Source organism: Lacticaseibacillus casei DSM 20011 = JCM 1134 = ATCC 393 (assembly GCF_000829055.1).
Taxonomy (GTDB): Bacteria; Bacillota; Bacilli; order Lactobacillales; family Lactobacillaceae; genus Lacticaseibacillus; species Lacticaseibacillus casei.
In genome coordinates, this window is the sequence record NZ_AP012544.1 from 1653382 (window position 1) to 1667423 (window position 14042).

The 14042-nt window shown below is 47.0% G+C and carries 10 protein-coding genes and 2 pseudogenes; 1 reads left to right on the forward strand and 11 read right to left on the reverse strand.

The annotated features are described in order from the left end of the window. Positions 1-29: 29 nt before the first annotated feature. The 9 genes and pseudogenes from LBCZ_RS08195 to LBCZ_RS08235 all read right to left on the reverse strand — a co-directional run bounded on the left by LBCZ_RS08195 (position 30) and on the right by LBCZ_RS08235 (position 11844). Positions 30-3305 carry a hypothetical protein gene (locus tag LBCZ_RS08195; protein ID WP_052253347.1) on the reverse strand — a complete coding sequence of 1092 codons (3276 nt, stop codon included), beginning with the start codon at positions 3303-3305 and terminating at the stop codon, positions 30-32. A gap of 636 nt (positions 3306-3941) precedes the next feature. Continuing rightward, on the reverse strand, positions 3942-5156 hold the full coding sequence (locus LBCZ_RS08205) for an AcpB/EbpR/MafR family transcriptional regulator (RefSeq protein WP_052253350.1): 1215 nt from the start codon (positions 5154-5156) through the stop codon (positions 3942-3944). A gap of 100 nt (positions 5157-5256) precedes the next feature. Further along, complete coding sequence (locus LBCZ_RS08210) at positions 5257-6309, reverse strand: IS30 family transposase (protein ID WP_080769602.1); 1053 nt, start codon at positions 6307-6309, stop codon at positions 5257-5259. A 70-nt stretch (positions 6310-6379) separates the two neighbouring features. Next, positions 6380-6736: a hypothetical protein gene (locus tag LBCZ_RS08215; RefSeq protein WP_039639136.1), complete on the reverse strand. Its 357-nt coding sequence runs from the start codon at positions 6734-6736 to the stop codon at positions 6380-6382. 271 nt (positions 6737-7007) lie between these two features. Beyond that, on the reverse strand, positions 7008-8330 hold the full coding sequence (gene murC / locus LBCZ_RS08220; protein WP_025013357.1) for a UDP-N-acetylmuramate--L-alanine ligase: 1323 nt from the start codon (positions 8328-8330) through the stop codon (positions 7008-7010). Further along, positions 8327-9829: pseudogene (locus LBCZ_RS16710) on the reverse strand (DNA translocase FtsK); the annotation flags it as partial. The pseudogene LBCZ_RS16710 and the gene murC, both read right to left, overlap by 4 nt. An 87-nt stretch (positions 9830-9916) precedes the next feature. Beyond that, a pseudogene (locus LBCZ_RS16715) lies at positions 9917-10702 on the reverse strand (DNA translocase FtsK); the annotation flags it as partial. A gap of 171 nt (positions 10703-10873) precedes the next feature. Further along, on the reverse strand, positions 10874-11512 hold the full coding sequence (gene ytpR, locus LBCZ_RS08230) for a YtpR family tRNA-binding protein (RefSeq protein WP_025013356.1): 639 nt from the start codon (positions 11510-11512) through the stop codon (positions 10874-10876). A 14-nt stretch (positions 11513-11526) separates the two neighbouring features. Further along, complete coding sequence (locus tag LBCZ_RS08235) at positions 11527-11844, reverse strand: thioredoxin family protein (RefSeq protein WP_010487858.1); 318 nt, start codon at positions 11842-11844, stop codon at positions 11527-11529. Between the two features lie 162 nt (positions 11845-12006). Between LBCZ_RS08235 and LBCZ_RS08240 the strand changes: the two genes are divergently transcribed. Beyond that, positions 12007-12348 carry a hypothetical protein gene (locus tag LBCZ_RS08240; protein WP_025013355.1) on the forward strand — a complete coding sequence of 114 codons (342 nt, stop codon included), beginning with the start codon at positions 12007-12009 and terminating at the stop codon, positions 12346-12348. On the opposite strand, the gene trmB is transcribed toward LBCZ_RS08240, so the two are convergent. Both trmB and LBCZ_RS08250 read right to left on the reverse strand, forming a co-directional pair. Next, on the reverse strand, positions 12345-12983 hold the full coding sequence (gene trmB / locus LBCZ_RS08245; RefSeq protein ID WP_039639141.1) for a tRNA (guanosine(46)-N7)-methyltransferase TrmB: 639 nt from the start codon (positions 12981-12983) through the stop codon (positions 12345-12347). The genes LBCZ_RS08240 and trmB overlap by 4 nt on opposite strands. Before the next feature lie 277 nt (positions 12984-13260). Beyond that, the gene (locus LBCZ_RS08250; RefSeq protein ID WP_025013354.1) at positions 13261-14034 is read right to left on the reverse strand and encodes a phosphotransferase family protein; all 774 of its coding nucleotides are present in this window, start codon (positions 14032-14034) and stop codon (positions 13261-13263) included. Positions 14035-14042 lie beyond the last annotated feature (8 nt).

Sequence of the window (14042 nt, forward strand, 5' to 3'; positions counted from 1 at the left end):
ATCTTCCTCCTGAATAAATTCTTCACATCTCAGACTGGTGTGTCGCCTAACGTCCATTGCAATTTAAAATCATAAGTATCAGCCGAAAATTCAAACATATTTTCCGGAATGCGTAGCAACAACCCTGCTTGCGCATCATAGGTAAAGCTATGATCGATTTGTGCTTTGGAAACTTTCTTAATCCGTTGATTCGTACCCACTTTCAGCGGATATTCATGTGCATCTTCACGGAAAAACAATAGCGATTGCTTAACCGTTCGCTGCTTGCTGTCGGTCAATGGCGACTGTTGTTGAACATCAAGCGTCCAACTTGTCTTTCGACTCCGACCATCTCTGACTTTAATCGTCATGGTTGATTGATCGCCTACTCTAGGGACTTCAATCTTCTGCCCGTCAATCCGGACACTACCAAAATCAATCACTTTAGGCATTTGAACAAAGCTGAGACTGCCTTCAGTTACTTCAATAGGAATCTCGTACACATAGGCAATCCGCTGATTAACACTGGCAACGCTGGCTTGGCTGACCTTGAGTTGAATTTGCTTTTTCCCAACAGTCTTTAAGTCAGGCATGTCAATTGATTCAATCTTCAATGACGCCTGTTGCTTGGCAACTTCATTTTTAATGACCTGTTCGACCTTCGACGGATCCGTATGGTTTTCAAATGTTAATGCTGGGAAAACCATTTGATTCAAATCTAACAATCGATAGCCTTGATCGGTGACTTCGAACAGCCACTCCTTTTTGTTTTGACGTTTGGGCATACTTTGGGCAACACCGTTTTGCATCCAACTCACTTTGTTTTCAAGATGTTCCACAGCAAGTACATCGCCAGGTTTGGTCGCGGCAATCCGATCTTTTCCCCACTGATCCAGCAGCTGTTGCTTTCGAGTATCGCCATTTGCTGTTATTTCGGCAGCAAGCTGTTTGCGATCATGTACGGTTAACATGGTACCCGTGGTGGTATAAAGAGACGTGCTGAGATACTTCTGCTTTGGAAAGATACTGTGAACCTCGCGATTATCATCATCGAGACCGTCCGTTGCCACGATTTGCAACTGATTCTGCTCTTTAACAAGCGCCAAGACGCCGCCAGCATAGCGCGGTGTCATTTCATAACCTTTGATCGCAATCGCATTCCCATAACCAACCTTCATGGTGTTGGTGGACAAGACGCTCCCAGTGCTGGCATCAAAACGCATCGTCACATCAATGGGATTACCGATTTTGGTCAAGCGCTGGTTCTTAGGATTTAACAACTTGTCGATGGCTTGCGGCCGATTGATCGAGAGCTTCTGATCACCCCACTTGACGTCGCGGTCATCGTACTCTTTAGCTGACGCAAGCATCGCACCTAATTTCGCCATCGTGACAGTTTCACCTAAATTGAAGGTGATTGGCTGAGTCGCAAAAGTGGCTCGCTTCACAACTTGAACCGGCACGTCATAGGTGGCTTCAACTTCCTTACCACTCATTAATTTTTCGGAAACGACTACCTTTGCCGATGTCTTGCCGACTTTACCGACGTCAGGGTTACCTTCATAACGTTTGATTGCCAGCTTGGCTTTGGCCGGTAATTTAAAGAATTCACGCAACCGTAGATCCATTTCATCTTGAGTGGCATGAACAGGAATATTGACACTTTGTGTTTTTAACTGATTCACCTGTAGTGGTCGAAAACCGTTATCGGTAATTTCAAAATAAAGCTCCTTGGGACGATTAATCGCCGTCAGTTGCTGTTCTTTAGAATCCTGGGTATAACCGATTTTACCTGCTTCATTGGCCACTAAGATGACATCACCCGGTTCGACCGGCAATTCACGATTGTTGCCCCACGCATTCAGAAAGTCTTGCTTTTTAGCATCACCATTAAACCAATTGAGTGATTCTTTTGACAGATTCTTGGTGGTTGACTGTTTCATATCAACATGAGCAATCGCAGCGTATGGCTTTCCCTTAAACTGGTCATTGAGTGCGTTATTATCATTAGCCGCACCAGAAGTGGCGATGACTTTTAAGCCGTCATCATTCAACAACACATAGGCACCACCGGCATCACGCGATTGACCAGCCTCGTCACTCTGGCCGCGCATAACAATGGCGTTACCATAGGTTGCCGTTGCCGTCTGCGTGGACTGAATGTGACCCGTATTCGAATTGAAGAGGAACGGTGCAGGAAGCTTCTGGAACAGGACATCAATCCGCCTAGTCTTAGCATTCAGCTTGTCGTTGATTGCCTGCGGTAGCAAAAGTTCGATTTGATCATCCACCCACGCAACCGGGGTGCCATCAATTTGGTTGGCGCTGACAAACATGCGTTTTAAATTTTTCGCCCGCCACTGTTCACCTAGGACAAAATGACCGTCCCTAGCTTTAATGTCGCCAGCCGGAATCACATTTAATTTGACTTCATAGTCAAAATCCGCAACGCGATCTTCTTCTAACACTTCAAAAGTCCAGACAAATGCTTTGGTTTTACCGGGCTTGCTAACATCCGGTCGCGTTCTAAACCGCTTAGCAACGATATTGTATTTAATGCCGAGTGCTTTAGGGAACGTTGCATCTAATTCCGCATCAGTGGCATTTTGTGGCACATCGACAACTCTGGTTTCAAGCTGGTTCACTTTCATCGGTTTAAACCCTTGTTTAGTGATTTGAAAGAAAACCGCTTTCTTAATATTGGGATATTCAGCTTCCGACAACGTATGCACCTGTGAGTCTTTGGCATAGCTGATTTTGCCTTCAACATTTTCCACTTTAATGATGTCACCCAGCTGAACGGGTTGCACGCGATTCAAACCCCACTGATTCAGAAAATCCTGCTTCTTGGTATTCCCGGTGGCACCAGCAGTATTGTCTTGAAAAAAGCCCAAATTCAAAAATTTGTGATCCCGCATCGAAATATATTCAAACCGACCATAAAATTGGTCCCCAAAGTTTGAATTGATTTTTCCATTGTCACTACTACCGCCAGATGTGGCAATCACTTTTAAAATTCCATCCGGATCACTGTCAACCAAGGACAAAACGCCCATGGCATTGCGATTTGCTGAGGTTTCTCGGCCATTAACAATAATGGCATTACCATATTTAGCAGTTGCCGAGCCAACGCCCGTCACTTTACCTGTGCGCGAATGAAACAGCAAATCAATCTGTTGCTTGTTATACAACACGTCAATTCGCTTATTGGGTTCATTCAACCCCATTTGCCGTGTCGCGCTCTGAACCTTGTCGGGAATTGTTGGCCAAATATTCGAATTGGAATATGGGACACTGGTGCCATCAGCTTCATAAGCACCCTTCATTCACCGTGATCTTGTCTGGGTACTAAAATACTCACCCAGTGTAAAGTCCCTCAATCCTTGCTCCAGGCAGTAGCAGTCTTGCTGATAAGGCAGGGCCGGCCGTTTTGCTTAAAGGCACCATCGCTGGTTGCTTCAGCTTGCCATACTGTGTATTCCCGGCCATGCGACGATCAGTGGCCTTAACCGTATTCGCAATCCGGTCCCTAAACCGCGTTTGCACGTTGTCTTGCTTCCCAAAAGCAAAAAATGCGCAACTGATGCATACACCGGTAAACAGCGCTAATAGCACGAAACACCATCTTATGTGCTTTGACGGCACCTTTATCACTCCTTTCATAATATCCAATTGTGTAACACTGAATGTTACAAAAACTAATTTTATAGATCTTGGTGCTCTCATAAATTTCACATTTTTGGGCATTATGATTTTTGGAGATTCTGATTTTGGCTTTTATATTGTTTTATATTTATCGTGTATATTAATTTTTGCTAATTAAGATCAGTTACTTTCGTTGTAAAAACGGCTTCTTGCATCAATTCTATTTTATTTTCTAAATACCAAATATTCATCTTCCAATTAACCTAAATGCCATAAATTATTAATTGAAAGCGGATCTGATCTTCGTCCTTGCCTTTTCAAAACTGGCTGGAGATGGCAGTTTGCTCGCGAATGATGCTGACCAGCAAAGACTTGATTTGATCAATATCGTAAGTTGTTTCAATTTCATTGATTCGATAATGATGCTTAGCGGCAATAGCGGCCGATGACGTTTTGAAACTGGTAATTAGTAAATCATATGTCGCCGGTGCCTCCGCAATTTCAAGGACAACCGAGCACATGCCCGCCAAAGCCAGTTTTAAGCGCGCCATTACCGCAGATGTCGCCAACCAGTCGTCGTCCAGCAGAAGGCCGATTCGAATCGGTTTAGTGATTTGAACATGGGTCACCATTAAAAGTCGCACATAATGCTGCGTTAAAAAAAGCCGTTTAGCAGGCGCAGCGCAACATGGGTGATCCTTGGCCACGATCGCAGTCAACTCACTGGCCAATGTTTCTAAATGTTGCAACTGCTGATCATTGATTGACACCCAGTCAGATGGCTGAGCCAATAACCTAAAGTCTCCTTGGAAAAACTGAATTCGATGATGTAATTGATTTAATGTGTACTGCATGCGGATCCTGGAAGCATCTGAACACTGCGTCTCAAAGCCTGCACAGATTTGCCGCAACGCCGCCATAAAATATTGATTCCGCTGCTGCACAGTCGGTAAAGCTAGTGCCAAATATTTTTCAACGTGACGAGGATCAGTTGCTGAGAAATCAATGATGTCCATCGAACAAACAAAAATATAGATGTTATAGACTTCAAATTCATCCAAAGCCAGCGCATATTGCTTGGCAATTTCAAATAGCCAATTTCTAATCATGTGATAAAGCGGATTTACTTCCAGCTGATGAAGCGTTTCTTCCGGGATGCCGGTAAATTTTTTATCGCCGGTAAAATGACGTTTAAGTGCAATATCCAGCCAAACGCACAGCTTGATTTCACCACGAGGAGAAAATTTAACCTTTGATCGTGCTTCGAATCTCTTAATGTAACGCCGGGCCGAAAAAGTTGCCGCCAAAGCTGCAAGCTCTTCGCTGTCATAGCTATTTAAAACCAATTGGTAATATAAATATCGAATCTCAACCTCTGAGCCAACCAACGTACCATTTTTGATTTTGATCGCATGCGACTTCAGTCCGAGATTTAATTGTTTGATTTTGCGAAACACGGCGGCTTTACTCATGTACAACTGCGTGACGAATTCGTCAACCCGACATTTTCCTTTTTCCAGTAGTGTTGCCAAGATCTGATATTCCTCGTAAATTGCAAGAACAAGTTAGCCAGTCGTTGAGGACAATCCCAGAACAGGCCGTTATCAAATAGAAGTTGTGGCGCTAGAGAGACTACTGGGCCATGCGGCGAACGCGCCGAGCTTCGGCCTCAAAGTTTTGCTGGGGTGTGCAGTAGCCCTGTTGTTTGCGAGGCAACTGATTCAAGCGGTCTTGCGTGGCCTGCACTTGACTAGGGCTAATGTCATCTAAGGACATGCCCTTAGGGAAGTCCTGGCGGATCATCCGGTTATGTGCCTCGTTGGTGCCACGGTCGCAGGACGTGTAAGGATGGGCGTAGAAGATCTCAGTTTCCGTCCCAGCAAAAGCAGTATTTAAGGCGGTGAACTCGGGTCCGTTGTCGGCTGTGATGGTCTTGATGCAAGCTCCCCATTCGCGCTTGATTCCACGCAATGCATAGCTCACAGAGTCTGCATCTCGTCCTTCGATCAAGCGGAGAAGTTGGCAACGGGTCTTGCGCTCAATCAGAGTCAAGATGACGCTCTTCTTGCCATTGCGTTTACCGACAATGGTATCCATCTCCCAGTGACCGAACTGCCTGCGTCGTTCAACGACCTTAGGCCGTTCCTCGATACTGCGGCCAGCCAGGCGCTTAGCCTTGGTGTGGTGCTGGTGAGAGGTCTTCCGCTTAGTCTTCTCCAACAGGTCGATATTTCGAATCTCTAGGCGTTGGTCGTCAATGTACTGGTACAAAGTCGAGGCACAAACAAGCTCTTCAGGAGTAAACAGCTTGTGTCGCTTGGCATAGCCGATTGAAGCATCCGGCGACCATTTGTCCTGCTTAGCTCGCTGTACGTACCAGGCTAAGAAGACCTGTACGCTGGCGAACTTGTCAGGACGATGGCAGCTCAAGCGTGCAGTCTCGTAACGTGCCTGAGCAGCCTCTGGCAGGTATTGTCGATGGTAGACGCGCTTGCCATTACTCTTCTTGACCTGATCTACTGTACCTCGCTTGATTTCATTATTAATGGTCTGCGGGCAGACGCCAATTTCAGCAGCAATCCAACGATTGGACTTCCCAGCTTGGTGGAATCCGGCCACTTTTCCGCGCTCGAGTGATGTTAAGTGCTGACCTTTTTGGCGGTGTGTGCTATCCTGTTTCTGCATCAAGACAATATCCTCTTCCATTGTTTGTGTAGGAACTTCAATGATACAGGATATCTGTTCTTGATGTTTTTTATTGTCCAAAAAATTTTGAGACAGTGGCTAACTTGATTCTAAAATGCGCGATCTGATATTCCTTCGACTGTCGCAAAAGTTTCCGGTACAAGTCATCAAACAACACCGGCTTTTGCGTTTCCAAAAAGAGCCTGCGCCCTTTTCCCTCGTTGCATTGTCTAATTTGAGCTGCTTCGTCAAATGCCTGCAGCCGTTGTTGCAAAGACGCCACAGTGGCAGCAAGTGTACTTGGTGTCACTTGTAGACTTTCGAGTAATCGGGAGTAAGAACAGCCATGCGTTCCGGCTGTCAAAAGTAACTGCAACAGCTTCACATCTCTAGCTTCGTTGCTTTCAATAAAATCATACAAATCCATGCCATTCGCCTCGCGATCTTACCATTGGATTATTCTAAGTTATCGTTCATCAATGTTTCATCATGTTAACATGACATTGTTATCATGTCAGCTTGTTTTTTTAGTGTCTCTTATCCGGAAAATAGACGCTTTTATAATATGTATAATTTTAATATGACTTTTAATCCAAATAAAAACCCAATATAAGCAACTGGTCTTGGCGTAAGACACAGTGCCTATATTGGGACACATCAACAAAATAATGGATTAAAATGGTTTTGCGATGTTCTAGTCATTTAGTGAATGATTCTTCATTGAGTAACGACTCATACGCCTTTTCGTACTTTTGAATATCGCCGGCGCCCATGAAGACAACAACCGCGTGATGGAACTTGAGCAGTGGTCGCATGTCTTCCTGATGGATCACCGCAGCGCCTTTGATTTGGGCCACAACGTCCTCTGACCGAAGGTTGCCATTTTTTTCACGGGCAGAACTGAAAATCGGTGTCAGGAACGTTTGATCAGCCTGGCTCAGCACTTGAACATATTGTGGTTCGTAGGCTTTGGTTCGACTATAAGTATGGGGTTGGAAAACCGCAATGATCGCTTTATCAGGATACTTTTGGCGGGCTGCATCCAGCGTGGCCTTAATTTCATTAGGATGATGGGCATAATCGTCCACGATGATCATATCCTTGAGATCCTTTTCGGCAAAGCGCCGTTTGACCCCGCCGAAGTTTCCCAGTTCACGGGCAATTAACCCAGCATCAAGCTTCTCCATATGGGCGACTGCAACAACGGCCAACGCATTGAGGACACTGTGTTCGCCAAACAATGGAACAAAGAAGTGGCCGATTAGCTGATCGTGGAAATAGGCATCAAAACTGCTGCCTTTAGTGTCGCGATCCACGTTCCGCGCCTGAAAATCGTCCCGATCACTAGTACCGTAATAATAAACCGGCACCTTAGCCTTTAATTTGCGTAACCATGGATCATCACCCCAGGCCACGATCGCTTTTTGAACCTGATTAGCCTCAGTTTCAAAAGCATCGTAGACATCTTCAAAGCCGTGATAATAGTCAGGATGATCAAAGTCGATGTTCGTCATGATCATGTAATCGGGATGATAAGCCAAGAAATGCCGCCGATATTCGTCCGCTTCAAAAACAAAGAATTTTGAATCGCGCACGCCTTTGCCGGTACCATCACCGATCAAATAACTGGTTTTGGCAACACCACTTAACGTGTGGGCCAGCAACCCCGTTGTACTGGTTTTGCCATGGGCGCCGGCAACCCCGATGCTGGTATAACCCTTAATCAATTGGCCGAGGAACTCATGGTAGCGATAAATGGTCAGCCCCATCGCCTTGGCCTGCTTGATTTCTGGATGATCCTCGGTAAAACTGTTGCCGGCAATGACGGTGTAGCCTGGCTTCAGATTGGCAGGATCAAATGGTAGCATGGTGATTCCGGCTGCTGCCAAACTTTTTTGTGTAAATGTGTACTGGGTAATATCACTGCCCAACACCTTGTGGCCCAAATCATGTAGCACCAGTGCCAACGCACTCATTCCTGAGCCTTTGATACCAATAAAATAATAGGTTGCCTCTGTCATGACGATTGTTCCTCTTTCTTTGCTTGTGTGTAATAAACTTCACGCGGTTTGGCGCCTTTAGCTGCCGACACCAGATGCCGAGCTTCCAGTGTATCAATGAGATTTGCCGCGCGATTATACCCGATTGAAAAGATGCGCTGCAGTTTAGATGTCGAAATGTGGCGTTCACCAGCCAGGTAGTCCAAAACATCGGGCATAAGCTCATCTTCATGGGCATTGCTGGCTTCGGCTTCAGCCGACTTGACAAGTCCTGCTGGATCAAATAAGTACCGCGGTCCTTGCCGCGCCTTCACATAATCTACAATTTGATCGATTTCCCGATCGACAAACGTACCTTGCAGTCGAATCGGCTGACTGGCACCGTTGCCTAAGTACAACATGTCGCCGCGGCCTAAAAGCCGTTCTGCGCCAGCGGTATCGATAATGGTCCGCGAGTCAATTTGACTGGCGGTCATGAAGGCAATTCGCGTTGGAATATTATTCTTAATCGTACCGGTGATCACATCAACACTAGGACGTTGGGTGGCAACCAGCAAATGAATACCTGCCGCACGCGCCTTGGCGGTGATCCGCGCAATATCGTCTTGAATCTCGCTACCAGCTGCCAACATCAAATCCGCCAACTCATCAATAATAATGACCAAATACGGCAACACTTGGTTATATTCTTGATGGCGCTTAGCCTTCGCATTAAATTGTTCCAGATTACGAACGCCGGCCGCTGCGAGCTTCTTATAACGGTCATTCATCGTGGTAACAACCCACTTCAACGCCGCGCTGGCAGCTTTAGGATCGGAGATAACCGGCGACACCAGATGTGGTAAGCCATTATATCCAGCAAGCTCAACGGCCTTAGGATCGATCAAAAGCAAACGAACTTGCTGTGGTGTGGCTTTGTACAGCAACGAAACCAGCAAGCTATTGATAAAGACCGACTTACCCGATCCAGTCGCACCGGCAATCAACCCGTGCGGCATTTTGGCCAGATTTGTGACGACTGGCTGACCAAAAAGATCCACCCCAAGTGCAATGGTCAAAGGCGATTTTGCTTGTTGAAAGGCGGGAGTATCGAGCACTTCCCGCAACATGACCGGTCGCGGTTTCAAATTGGGGATTTCGATGCCAACCGTATTTTTCCCGGGAATCGGAGCTTCAATGCGGATGTCTTTGGCAGCAAGTGCCAGTTTAAGGTCATCATTCAAGTTGGTGATTTTGCTAACCTTCACCCCGCTTGCCAGACTGACCTGAAATTGCGTCACGGTGGGACCGATTGTATGAGCAACCACATGCGCGTCCACGTTAAAAGCTTGAAGCGTTTGATCAAGTCGCTGGCGCTGTTGCAGCACCCACTCATGTTGAGCTGCCTGATCAGCCACAACTGGCGGCGACAGTAAGTTTAATGGCGGAATGGTCTCTGTGGTGGCATCATCTGCACTAACCGCCGTAATAGGGTGTTCCGAGGTTGTCATTGACGCAGGCAGCCCGGCTGTTCCTGATTGCGATTGTGCTGTAGACGCCTCGCTTGCGCCTCGTGCTTCCGGTATTGACGGCGCAGACCGTGCACTTTCGGCATCCCTGCTTGCTACCGACTTCGCCTTTTGTGCTGCTAACGCCTTGCGTAGTTTTTTGGCTTCATGCTTGTGTCTTAACGCCTCGATTCGGGCAGCTTTGCGGCTATTAGGCCCATGCGGTTTCGTCTCCTGCCCGGCATTGGCGGATGGCATCTTTGGCATTGATGAAATTTCCACTGACGGTGCAGATTTAACGTCTTCTTCGGTCGTCGCTTGCACCTCTGCATCAGACGCCGGCTGCGGCTCAACTGGTTCGGCAATAGCTGCTGCAACGGCATGCGGCTTCTGCGGTTCACTTGCCTCATGAACAGCCGCGGCTTGGTCGCTTGCAACTGGTTCGGAAGCAGTTGTTGAAGTTGCCGCTGACGCCCCTTCTTCTTCGCTAACAGATTCCAATGGTGTCACCGCAATCGCTAATGAATCAGCTTCAATCTGCTTACTTGGCTTGGTGCCATGACCCACAAAAAGATAAACGTTTTGCTCATCCGGCCTTAAAGCAGTCGCGATCTTCTGATAGTCAATCCGCTCTTTTGGCAGGGTTCGAACCGTACTATTCGGTGTTGTGAGACTCGCAATTCGATCGCGATCATGACTTGGCAACGGATGGCTCATGGCCCGCAAATCTGCCTGTGCTTCTGCAACTTTTCGCGGATTCACCGGTTTTTTCGGCGCGTGCGCCAGCTGCGGTGGCAAGTGATATGGCTCATCTTGCGGCTGCTTCCATTTCGAATTCGTTAATTCGGATTCAGGTGTTGGCAAGTTATTTTGATGTAAAAATGCCGGCCCATCATAATGTGCCATGATTGAATCCCCTTTTTATCGTGTTTTAACAGTGTCTCCATTTTAGCATACGCACCGGTTCCCCGAATCCTTGATCTATAAAAATAATCTTTTCCTCATAACGCGCTCACAAAAAATCGACTCAAGCATCATTGCACTTAAGTCGATTTACAATCTACCTTGAATGTTCTATTAGGCTTGTGCAGCCACCACTTTAGCGGCTTCTTTAGCATCAAACGGAGTACCGGCAGCCAGTTCATCTGGCATCACGAGAATACCGCGTCGTTGTGGTGCCCCTGGAATAGCTAACTCTCGGGCGCTGCTGATCATGCCGTAAGAGGCAACGCCACGCAAAGAGCCGGGCCAGATGATCTTACCATCTGGCATCATCGCACCAGGCAGTGCCACCACGACCGTTTGTCCTAAAGCTGCGTTGGGCGCGCCGCAAACAATCCGCACCTGCTTCTCACCAATATCAACCTGCGCCACATGTAGATGGTCAGCATCAGGATGGTCCTTGAAATCGACAATTTTGCCAATCACAAACTTGGGCTTGTCATCTGCTTCAAGCTGGCCCGGCAACCCTGCTTCTTGAATAGCAGCATTTAGTTTCGCCACTTGTTCTTTGGTCAACTTAACCTGACCTTTGCTTGTTAAAGAACCCAGCCATTGACTGACCTTGAAAAAGTTATAGCCGATCACCTGATTTTGGTCATTTAAGATCGCCACAACGTCCCCATTTTGCTGCGTTGTCTGTGTCGTAGTATCCGGCCCTGTGATCGCAATTAACGTATCGCCGAATGCTGATTGATTATAACTGGTAATAAGCATGCGTACCTCCAAAATTAATGCAAGCCGTTGATAAAGTCCTCGACTTGTTGTTTCGTTTTACGATCTTTATTGACAAAACGGCCGACTTCCTTGCCGTCATTAAAAGCAATAAAGCTAGGAATGCCGAAGACACCCATGTCCTGGGCAACCTCTAGATTCTTATCACGATCAACCGCGACAAATTCATAGTCCGGAAAATCTTTTTCGATTTCTGGCATTGCCGGTTTGATGAAGCGGCAATCCGAGCACCAATCTGCAGAGAAGAACAGCATTTTCTTGCCTGGTTTTTTAACCTCATCCAAAATTGCTGTATTCGATCCAAGTTCTTTCATAGCCAACATCCTTTCACTTACTATTTAAAAGTAACTATAACAGGAAAATCGCATTGGTGCAATGTCACTTCATATTAGTTACATTATACTTAAGTTAGACGTTTAGCCACAAGCTGATAACTGAAAAAAGTCGTCGCATCTTTTGCGTTAAGGAGGGCTATCATGCGAGTTTCGAAATTAAGATCGTCTTTTGCTGTCTGGCTAGCAGCCGGCATCATCTCAGCTGGAACATCGGTGTTGATCCATCATCGACTTTATTACCGAACCATCCCTAATCGGCTTCTAGCCAACATTAAAGCCGGTTTCGCAAACCGCGGAACCATTGAGAACAGTTGGATTGCCATGTATCCGACAACGATTGAAACGCCTGGTCAGCACCATATCCGGGTTTATACAGGTGGCCTGACGATACGGCAACACCATACACACCAACAATTTGAATTTGCGGTACAACCCGATGGCCATTTATGGCGACTCCACCAACTTCACTTGGTTGAAAACTAAAAATGCGCGACTAACTCGTAAATCCGGCCGCCGTCAGCCCTGAACTTCTCCTCATACTCGGTTGGCACATTATCGGTAACGCGCTTGTCGTGATGAAGATCAAGCGACACGAGGTCAAAGGTCATGCCAAAGTTATTCATGCTCACCAACGAATATTCAAAAAGCCCTTGATTATCGGTCTTAAACTGCAGCAACGCGTTTGGTTTCATAATTGCTTGATATTGCCGCAAAAAGTCGCGATAAGTCAGCCGTCTTTTTTCGTGTCTGGTTTTTGGCCATGGATCGGAAAAGTTCAAAAACAAACCGCTAATTTCACCATCAGCAAAATAATCAGTTAAATCGGCGCCATCGCCTAAAACGAGCTGAAGATTAGGCAGTTTTAACGCCACCTGCTTCTTTAGAATCATGGCAATGGCCGCCTCCTGCAATTCCAAAGCGATGAAATTATATTCCGGATGGGCTTGAGCCATGGCAACAATAAACTGCCCTTTGCCAGAGCCGACTTCAAGATATAGTGGCTGCTCCTGATCAAATCGTGTCTGCCACTGACCGGGCATTTTTTCTGGCCGTACGAGGATCATCTCTGGATGAGCCTCAATCAATGGTTTGGCCCATGTTTTGTTACGTAATCGCATTGGTATCGTTTCCTTATCTTTGAGTATTGTTTAATGCGGTGATTTTTTGAGTTAACTTGCATATTTGTTTAGGGCTGGTGGCTGCCGTAACGCGTTCGCCGGCGCAGAAGCCTGCACATAAGGGCCTTAAACCTGAATGGCCAAAGACCAGCCATTCAGGTTCAAGGCCACTTATGCTCCGGCTTCTAACCGCGCCGGCTCACGCTCAACAAATCAAAAGACCCGCGACAAAGCCATTTTGCCACAGGCCTTTTGATTTGCTACTTGTTGCACCACTTCAATGTGTGGATTGCAGTACTTCGAACTGGCGCAGGGCTTTTGCCACTTCATCCGATCGCTGATGTAACGCGGCGGTCTTCATATCGCTTAATAAGTGCAGGTCACTGTACCAATAAAGCCGATGTTGCAAATGATCATCCACGTTTGCCCCGTAAGCTGCTAGGAACGCCGGCCACGTGTCGTGGTTACCATAATGCGCCATGACATCGGCAAGATCATAAGCCGGATCGCCCAGCGCCACTTGCTCCCAATCAACTAAATACAGGCGGCCGTTTGCTCGCAGCCAATTTTTGTGATTCAGGTCGCCGTGGCAGACACTTTGCACGGTCACCCGCGGCACCCAGCGTTGGATCTCCGCCAGTGCCTGCTCCACTCGCGGTTGGGCCGCGAGATTTTCGGGAAAGTTTTGTAACAACGATTGGCGTAACTGATCAGGATCCAACACCTGACCGCCAACTTGGCGAAGCATTCGCTTTAATAAACTTGAGTGGTGCACCTTTGCTAACATGCTGGCGACGACCGGCTGCATCATTTGCTCGCGGGTCAACGTTTCGCCGTCTAACCATTCTTGTGCGGTTAACACATCGCCGGTACTGACCCGGCGCGTCCATAGCAACCGCGGGGTGATGTGTTCAACTGAAAGTGCCGCAAGAAATGGTGACGCGTTACGTTTAAGGAAATATTTTTGATTCGCATAAACCCCAAGAAACGCACTTCCGGTGGAACCGCCTGCAGGCTGCAGGGACCACCCGGCATCTAATTCAAACTCCATAGGCACTA